This window comes from uncultured Campylobacter sp., assembly GCF_937997465.1.
In the GTDB taxonomy this organism is placed as follows: Bacteria; Campylobacterota; Campylobacteria; order Campylobacterales; family Campylobacteraceae; genus Campylobacter_A.
Genome location: NZ_CALKTQ010000322.1, coordinates 1 through 1006 on the forward strand (window position 1 = coordinate 1; position 1006 = coordinate 1006).

Genomic DNA, 1006 nt, shown 5'->3' on the forward strand with positions numbered 1-1006 from the left:
ATTGTCGCAAAGCACGCCAAATACTGCTTGGGCGTTTGCGATGGTCGTAGTTTGATTGTCGCTGGTCACTGCGGCAAAACTCTCGCCGCCGTTAATACTAAACAGCACGGCTCCGCACTCTAAAACCTTTGTAGTCTCTACTTTGGCGTTAACGCCTAGCACCTTGTTTACGACCACGTCTCCGATGGTCTTTGGCTTTTTTTGTTCGTTAGACATTTTATTCTCCTCCTAATGCAAATTTAACGACGTCTATTTCTGCGTCCGATTGGCTTTTGTTGGCAAACATATCGTTACTCGGTATGCTCGTTTTTTGCTGCGGCGGCATAACGCCTTTTAAAAACTCATTAAAGCCGTTTAAATCGGCTTTTGCGTAGCTTAGCGCCCACTGCTTTTGGCTTTCTTGAAGCTTGTTTGCGACAATAGCCGCATCTACCGCGCTTTGAGCTAGTTGCTCTTTTAGCGTAGCGACCTCTTGTTTAGAGGCGTCAAGCTGATTTTTAAGTTCGACCATCTGAGCCTCATAGTTCGCGCCGTTTTGCGTAGCAGCCTGAGCCTGCGGCTCGCCTTTTGGATTTTTCGCATCATCCATGTTCGTCTCCTTTGTGAAATTTTTATTCGCTCTTACTTCTCCGAGTTCGTCTAAAAACGGCTTATTAGTTAGCGCCGCCGAGTGCAACGTGCACCCCTGCCAAGCTCCGGTTTTTTCGTCTACCCCCATAAAGTCGTAAACCGGGCTAAGATATTTATATTCGCCGTTTTTGATGAATTCTTTTGCTTTGGCCGTCCAACTTACGCGCCCGTAAAGCGCGCCGTCCTTTATAAAAAGCTCTTTTATCCAGCCCGCCGCGGGCGCTATCTCTCCGCTTAGGGTCTGGTGCTCCTAGTCGATCACTATATCTAGGCTGCGCTTGTCGAAATTTAGTTTCATCTTTTCGATATCGGCTGCGTCTATACTAAACGTTCCTCCGGCGTGTCCCTGCCAAACGCCGGTTACGGCCAGGCAAAT

1 protein-coding gene and 1 pseudogene are annotated in these 1006 nt (G+C 48.1%); both read right to left on the minus strand.

What is annotated here, in order from left to right:
• On the minus strand, positions 1-216 hold a 216-nt coding region (locus Q0546_RS10935; protein WP_298792979.1), incomplete at its 3' end, for a hypothetical protein.
• Position 217: 1 nt separating this feature from the next.
• Positions 218-868 (minus strand): annotated as a pseudogene (locus tag Q0546_RS10940) (phage protease); the annotation flags it as partial.
• Between the last annotated feature and the right edge of the window lie 138 nt (positions 869-1006).